6 protein-coding genes are annotated in these 6,372 nt (G+C 72.6%); all 6 read left to right on the top strand.

Annotated features, from left to right (window positions below):
- A partial coding sequence (locus GSF22_RS28895; RefSeq protein ID WP_208817015.1) for a hypothetical protein occupies window positions 1-204 on the top strand: 204 nt, incomplete at its 5' end.
- A 28-nt stretch (window positions 205-232) separates the two neighbouring features.
- Entirely contained in the window at window positions 233-1,066 is an 834-nt protein-coding gene (locus tag GSF22_RS28890; protein ID WP_208817011.1) for a TlyA family RNA methyltransferase, read from the top strand.
- A 171-nt stretch (window positions 1,067-1,237) separates the two neighbouring features.
- Complete coding sequence (locus tag GSF22_RS28885; RefSeq protein WP_208817013.1) at window positions 1,238-2,140, top strand: NAD kinase; 903 nt, start codon at window positions 1,238-1,240, stop codon at window positions 2,138-2,140.
- 125 nt (window positions 2,141-2,265) lie between these two features.
- Complete coding sequence (gene recN, locus GSF22_RS28880; RefSeq protein ID WP_208817009.1) at window positions 2,266-4,023, top strand: DNA repair protein RecN; 1,758 nt, start codon at window positions 2,266-2,268, stop codon at window positions 4,021-4,023.
- 119 nt (window positions 4,024-4,142) lie between these two features.
- Window positions 4,143-5,321, top strand: coding sequence for a putative cytokinetic ring protein SteA (gene steA / locus GSF22_RS28875; protein ID WP_208817007.1), 1,179 nt, complete (start codon window positions 4,143-4,145; stop codon window positions 5,319-5,321).
- Between the two features lie 64 nt (window positions 5,322-5,385).
- The gene (locus GSF22_RS28870; protein ID WP_208817005.1) at window positions 5,386-6,324 is read left to right on the top strand and encodes a copper transporter; all 939 of its coding nucleotides are present in this window, start codon (window positions 5,386-5,388) and stop codon (window positions 6,322-6,324) included.
- Window positions 6,325-6,372: the final 48 nt, after the last annotated feature.

The following is a 6,372-nucleotide window of genomic DNA, read 5'->3' as shown; positions in this document are numbered from 1 at the left end:
GGATGGGGCGGCCCGGGTCCCCGACCCGGGCCGCCCCATCCGGCACCGGTCGACAGCGACCCGGGCGCGTCGCATCCGGCAGTCGATGCCGCCCTCCGGGCGATCGCCAACGCGGCCGAGCTGTCTCCGGCGGATCAGATCGCGCACTACGAGGCGGCGTACCAGACGCTTCAGGAGACCCTCGCCACCATCGACCAGGCGTGAGCCCCCGCACCGAGAAGAGAACCACCGCATGGCACGTCGTACCCGGCTGGATGCCGAACTGGTCCGCCGCGGTCTGGCCCGGTCCCGGGAACAGGCCGCCGCCCTGGTCGAGGCCGGGCGGGTCCAGCTGAGGGGCGTGACGGCCCGCAAGCCCGCCGCGATGGTCGATCCGGCCGATCCGGTACGGGTGGTGGGCGACGCCCCGGGCACCGAGTACGTCTCCCGGGGCGGGCACAAGCTGGCCGGCGCACTGGCGGCGTTCGGGCCGCTGGGCCTGCCGGTCAGCGGTCGTCGCTGCCTGGACGCGGGCGCCTCCACGGGCGGGTTCACCGACGTGCTGCTCCGCGCGGGCGCGGCGGAGGTGGTCGCCGTGGACGTCGGTTACGGCCAGCTCGCCTGGTCGCTGCGCAACGACGGGCGGGTCCGGGTGTACGAGCGGACCAACGTCCGCACCCTCACCCCGGACACGATCGGCGGCGAGGTCGACCTGACCGTCGCGGATCTGTCGTTCATCTCGTTGCGATTGGTGCTCCCCGCGCTGACCGGTTGCACCCGGGCCGACGGTGACCTGGCACTGATGGTCAAGCCGCAGTTCGAGGTCGGTAAGGACCGCGTCGGTGCCGGTGGGGTGGTCCGTGATCCGGCGCTGCGGGCCGAGGCGGTGCTCGACGTGGCCGCCGCCGCCGCGCAGCTCGGGCTCGGACTGGCCGCCGTCACCGCCAGCCCGCTACCGGGGCCCAGTGGCAACGTGGAGTTCTTCGTGTGGCTGCGGCGGGGCGCACCGGAGGCCGATCCGGAGCAGGTACGCGCGGTGGTCGCCGCCGGGCCGACCGGCGGCAGCGTCGTGCCGGTCGAGGGGTGACGGGGATGGCACCCCTTGCGGCCCGCGTGGTCCCGACCGGAAGATGGTCCCGGTGAACGCGAGGAGTGAGCGGAGCGAGCCCCGTAGTCGCGGACGGAAGGCGGGCCGGTGAGCGCGGGGAGTGAGCGGAGCGGTTCCCGTGGTCACGAGCCGGCGCCGCGACCGGTGACGGTGGGCAGCGGCGGTCCGTCGGGTCGCACGGCACTGCTGGTCACCCACACCGGCAGGCGGCGCAGCACCGAGCACGCCCGCACCGTGGCGGCGGACCTGATCAGCGCCGGCTTCGAGGTCCGGGTGGTCGCCGAGGAGGCCGACGACCTGGATCTGCCCGGGGTGCTGCCGGTGAGCGGCCCGGCCGCTGCGGAGGGCGTCGAGATCGTCTTCGCGCTCGGCGGGGACGGCACGTTCCTGCGGGCGGCGGAACTCGCCCGACCGGCCAAGGCACCGCTGCTCGGGATCAACCTGGGCAAGGTGGGGTTCCTGGCCGAGGCCGAGATCGACGATCTCGATCTGGCGGTACGGGACGTGGTGAGCCGCAACTACACCGTCGACGAGCGGCTCACCCTGGACGTGCACGCCGAACTGGACGGCGGCCCGACGATCGAGTCGTGGGCCCTCAACGAGGTGACCGTCGAGAAGGGGGAACGGGCGCAGATGCTCGAACTCCTCGTCGACGTGGATGGCCGGCCACTGTCGCGGTACGGCTGTGACGGGGTCGTCTGCGCCACCCCGTCGGGCTCGACGGCGTACGCCTTCTCCGCCGGTGGACCGGTGGTCTGGCCGGAGGTCGAGGCGCTGCTGCTGGTGCCGATCAGCGCGCACGCGCTGTTCAGCCGTCCACTGGTGACCGCGCCGACGTCGACCTTCTCGATCACGGTCGACCCGTTCACCACCCTGGCCGTGCTCACCTGCGACGGCCGGCGGGTGTGGGACCTGCCGCCCGGGGCCCGGGTGACGGTGCGTCGGGGTTCACTGCCGGTGCGGATCGTCCGGCTGCAGGACCGGCCGTTCACCGACCGGCTGGTGGCGAAGTTCGGGCTGCCGGTGCACGGCTGGCGCGGCAACCGCCGCTGACCGGTCGGGCGGTGCGCGGGCAACCGGTGCTGTCCGGTCGGGCGGTGCGCGCGGCCGGGTGGTTGTCCACAGCCGCCGGGCACCGGCTGGTCAACTGTCAGCCCCCGCTACTACTGTCGGTTGCTGTGCTGGAAGAGCTGCGCATCACGGGACTGGGCGTCATCGAGGACACCACGCTGCCGCTGACCGGTGGCATGAACGTCATCACCGGTGAGACCGGCGCGGGCAAGACCATGGTGGTGACCGGTCTGGGCCTGCTCTTCGGTGGCCGCGCCGACGCCGGCCGGGTCCGTGCCCAGCCGGGCCGGGCGGTGGTGGAGGGGCGGCTGCGGCTCGCCGAGCCCACGGCCACGACGGTGCACACCCGGGTCACCGATGCCGGCGGCGAGCCGGACGAGGACGGCACGGTCCTGCTCAGCCGGACGGTCACCGTGGAGGGGCGGTCCCGGGCACACGTGGGCGGGCGCAGCATGCCGGTGTCGATGCTCGCCGAGGTCGGTGAGCAGGTGGTGGCGGTGCACGGGCAGTCCGACCAGCTCCGGCTGCTGCGACCGGCGGAGCAGCGGGCCGCCCTGGACCGGTTCGCCGGCGCCGGTCACGAGAAGCTGCTGGCCGAGCTGCGGGAGGCGTACGCCCGGTGGCGGCACATCTGTGACGACCTGGCCGACCGGCGGCGTAACGCCCGGGAACGCAACCAGGAGGCGGACCTGCTGCGGCTCGGCCTGGACGAGATCACCCGGGTGGATCCGCAGCCGGGTGAGGACGAGGAGCTGAAGGCCGAGGCGCAGCGGCTGGAGCACGCCGAGGGGCTGCGGGTCGCGGCGGGTACGGCGTACCAGTGCGTGGCCGGTGGTGCGGAGGCCGGTGACGACACCCCGGACGTGACCGCCCTGCTCGGGGTGGCCCGACGGACGCTGGAGGCGCAGGCCGGGGTGGACCGCACCCTGGCCGACCTGGCGATCCGGCTGGAGGAGGCGGCCACCCTGGTCGGTGACGTGGCGGCGGAGCTGTCGGGTTACCTGGCCGGCCTGGACGCGGACCCGGCCCGGTTGCAGTTCATCCACGAGCGGCGGGCGGCGCTGCGCGGGTTGACCCGTAAGTACGCCGACGACGTCGACGGCGTGATCGTCTGGGCCGACCGGGCCCGGGACCGGCTCTCCGAACTGGACACCTCCGACGACCTGCTGGAGGAGCTGGACCGGGAGCGGCAGCGGCTGGCCGGTGAGGTGGCGGAGTTGGCCGCCCGGCTCTCCGCGGCGCGCCGGGAGGCCGCCGCCCGCTTCGCCGAGCAGGTGACCGTGGAGTTGGCCGGGTTGGCCATGCCGCACGCCCGGATCGAGGTCGCGGTGCTGCCCCGACCGGTCGGCCGGAACGAGCCGTCACTGCTGGTGGACGGCGTCGAGGTGGGGGTGGGGCCGGACGGTGCCGACGAGGTGGAGCTGCGGCTGCTGGCGCATCCGGGTGCCCCGTCGTTGCCGTTGCAGCGCGGTGCGTCCGGCGGTGAGCTGTCCCGGGTGATGCTCGCCATCGAGGTGGTCTTCGCGGGTTCCGGTGGTCCACCGACGCTGGTTTTCGACGAGGTGGACGCGGGTGTGGGCGGGCAGGCTGCGGTGGAGATCGGCCGCCGGCTGGCCCGGCTGGCCCGCAGCCACCAGGTGCTGGTGGTGACGCACCTGCCCCAGGTCGCGGCGTTCGCCGACCGGCACCTGGTGGTGGCGAAGGACACCGGGGGTGCGGTCACCACCAGCGGGGTGCGGGTGGTCGAGGACACCGAGCGGGCGCGTGAGCTGGCCCGGATGCTCGCCGGTTTGCCGGACTCGGACCTGGGTATTGCGCACGCGGAGGAACTGCTGGCGGTGGCGGCCAGGGAGCGGCGACCGTGACCGGGGTTGTGTGAGCGTGCCCACACCAGGGGGCGCCATGGTGTGTTTCCCTGGGAGGGCGGCCCTGCTCAGGCATGTCGCGACAGAAAACCCCTGCCTCACATGCCAGGATGGTCACGATGCGTCTACCCACGTTGCGCCGGACCCGGAGCGCGGAACCGGGCAAAGTCGTCGGCACCGCCCGGCTGGACCGCCGGACCAAGCGTCTGGTCGGTCGGCTGCGGCCCGGTGACATCGCCGTCATCGACCACGTCGACGTGGACCGGGTCGCCGCCGACTCGCTGGTGGCGGTGGGGGTCGCGGCGGTCCTGAACGCCAAACCCTCGGTTTCCGGGCGGTATCCGAACCTCGGGCCGGAGGTGCTGGTCAACGCGGGTATCCCGTTGCTGGACGACCTGGGGGAGAGTGTCTTCCAGCAGATCCGCGAGGGCGACGTGGTGCGGATCGAGGGGAACACCGTCTTCGTCGGTGACGAGCCGGTCGCGCACGGTGCGCTCCAGGACGCCGAGACCGTGGCCAAGGCGATGGCGGACGCCCGGGAGGGACTGTCCGTGCAGTTGGAGGCGTTCGCCGCCAACACCATGGAGTACCTCAAGCAGGAGCGTGACCTGCTCCTCGACGGGGTGGGTGTACCGGACATCGAGACCCAGGTCACCGGGCGGCACTGCCTGATCGTGGTCCGGGGCTACGACTACAAGGCCGACCTGGACGTGCTGCGGCCGTACATCCGGGAGTTCAAGCCGGTCCTCATCGGGGTGGACGGCGGGGCGGACGCGCTGGTCGAGGCGGGCTACACCCCCGACATGATCATCGGGGACATGGACTCGGTCACCGACGACGTGCTGCGCTGCGGTGCCGAGGTGATCGTGCACGCGTACCCGGACGGGCGGGCGCCCGGGCTGGCCCGGGTCAACGGGCTGGGGGTCCGCGCGCAGACCTTCCCGGCCGCCGCCACCAGCGAGGACCTGGCCATGCTGCTGGCCGACGAGAAGGGTGCCTCGCTGATCGTGGCGGTCGGTACCCACGCCACGCTGGTCGAGTTCCTGGACAAGGGGCGCGGCGGGATGGCCTCGACGTTCCTGACCCGGCTGAAGGTCGGCGGCAAGCTGGTCGACGCCAAGGGGGTCAGCCGGCTGTACCGGCAGAGCATCTCCGGGTCGTCGCTGCTGCTGCTGGTGCTGTCGGCGGTGGCGGCGATGGCCTCGGCCGTGGCCGTCTCCACCGTGGGGAAGGCGTATTTGGGCGTGGTCTCCGAGTGGTGGAACAATCTGGTGTTCCAGCTGGGACAGCTCTTCTGACAACCCGGTCTGCCCGGCACCGACCCGATCCGGCCGGGCCCCCACTGATCCTGAGGCGGTAAGGGTGATCAATTTCCGTTACCACGTGGTGTCCCTCACTGCGGTGTTCCTCGCGTTGGCGATCGGCCTGGTGGTCGGGACGGCGGCGCTCAACGGCCCGGTCGCCGACTCGCTGCGGGACACGGTCAACGCGTTGCGTAAGGACAACCAGCACATGCGGCAGACGGTCAACAGCCTGGAGGAGGAACTCCGGCTGGAGGAGGACTTCGCCGCCGAGGTGGCCAAGGTGATGCTGCCCGGGAAGCTCACCGGCAAGCGGGTGCTGCTGCTCAGCCTGCCCAGCGGACGGGACCACACCGAGGGGGTCGCCGAGATGCTCAAGCTGGCCGGCGCCACCGTCACCGGCCGGATCGACATCCAGGACAAGTTCATCAACCCGGACAACAACACCACGCTGATGGAGTTGGCCGTCACCGCCGCCCGGCCGACCGCGCCCACCACCGGACTGCCCGGCAACGGCCACGGCGCGGAGACCTCCAGCGCCCTGCTGGCCAGTGTCCTGCTGGACCGGGCGACGGGTGGCACGCCGGTCACCGAGGCGGACCGCCGGGCGGTGCTCGCGTCGTACACCAACGGGGGGTACCTCACCACCGCCGACCAGGTCACCTCGCCGGCCGAGGCCGTGGTGGTGGTCAGCGGCCAGCCGTACGTCGACAAGGACGCCACGAAGAAGGACGAAACCGTGGTGAAGCTGGTCGAGCAGTTCGACCGGACCGGCCTGCTGGTCGTCGCGGGCAGCGGCTCCGCCGACGGCAACGTGGTGGCCCAGGTGCGTACCGACCCGGTGCTCGCCCAGAGCATCTCCACGGTGGACAACGCCAACACCGTGCAGGGGCAGCTGGTCACCACGCTGAGCCTGGTGGAGCAGGTCGCCGCGAAGAAGGTCGGCCAGTACGGGCTGGGCGCCGGGGCGACCTCCCTGATGCCCCCACCGGCCTCCTGACGCCGGAAGCGTCCGCCGGTCCGGTCACCGGGGCGGTCTAAACTGCCC

It is taken from the genome of Micromonospora echinofusca, assembly GCF_017614955.1.
Taxonomy (GTDB): domain Bacteria; phylum Actinomycetota; class Actinomycetes; order Mycobacteriales; family Micromonosporaceae; genus Micromonospora; species Micromonospora echinofusca_A.
The sequence above is the reverse complement of the archived record's forward strand: the minus strand, read 5'-3'. Positions and strand labels throughout refer to the sequence as shown.